We start from the raw sequence: 1,013 nt of genomic DNA on the forward strand, positions 1-1,013 counted from the left end.
GAGGTCACCATCGGGGGGCGCGGGTCGTTGGGGACGGCGTTGCGGTTGACCGTGATGCCGACCTCGTGGAGACGGTCCTCGGCCTGCTGCCCGTCCAGCTCCGACTCTCGCAGGTCGACGAGGATCAGGTGCACGTCGGTGCCGCCGGACAGCACGTTCACGCCGGCCTCCCGGGCGTCCGCGGCCGTCAGACGCTCCGCGAGGATCCGCGCGCCTTCCACCGTCCGCGCCTGGCGCTCCTTGAACTCCTCGCTCGCGGCGACCTTGAAGGAGACCGCCTTCGCCGCGATCACGTGCTCCAGCGGACCACCCTGGAAGCCCGGGAACACGGACGAGTTCAGCTTCTTCGCGAACGCCTGCTTGGCCAGGATGATCCCGCCGCGCGGGCCGCCCAGGGTCTTGTGGGTGGTGGAGGTGACGACGTCGGCGTGCTCGACCGGGTTGGGGTGCAGCCCGGCGGCGACCAGACCGGCGAAGTGCGCCATGTCCACCCACAGGTAGGCCTCGACCTCGTCCGCGATGCGGCGGAACTCGGCGAAGTCGAGCTGGCGCGGGTAGGCGGACCAGCCCGCGATGATGACCTTGGGGCGGTGTTCCTTGGCGAGGCGTTCGACCTCGGCCATGTCGACGAGTCCGGCGTCGTCGACGTGGTAGGCGACCACGTTGAACTGCTTGCCGGAGAAGTTCAGCCGCATTCCGTGGGTGAGGTGGCCGCCGTGGGCGAGGTCCAGGCCCAGGATGGTGTCGCCGGGGGAGGCCAGGGCGAACAGCGCGGCCTGGTTGGCGGAGGCGCCGGAGTGCGGCTGGACGTTGGCGTACTCGGCGCCGAACAGGGCCTTGACCCGGTCGATGGCGATCTGCTCGGCGACGTCGACGTGCTCGCAGCCGCCGTAGTAGCGGCGGCCCGGGTAGCCCTCGGCGTACTTGTTGGTCAGGACCGAGCCCTGGGCCTCCATGACCGCGAGCGGCGCGAAGTTCTCGGAGGCGATCATCTCCAGGGTGGACTGCTGACG

General features: G+C 70.3%; 1 protein-coding gene. It reads right to left on the reverse strand.

From position 1 onward, the window contains the following. Window positions 1–1,013 (reverse strand): serine hydroxymethyltransferase (gene glyA, locus ACFY0U_RS45695; protein WP_388646486.1); only part of this gene is annotated, 1,013 nt, incomplete at both ends.

The organism is Streptomyces sp. NPDC001536, from assembly GCF_042894505.1.
GTDB lineage: Bacteria > Actinomycetota > Actinomycetes > Streptomycetales > Streptomycetaceae > Streptomyces.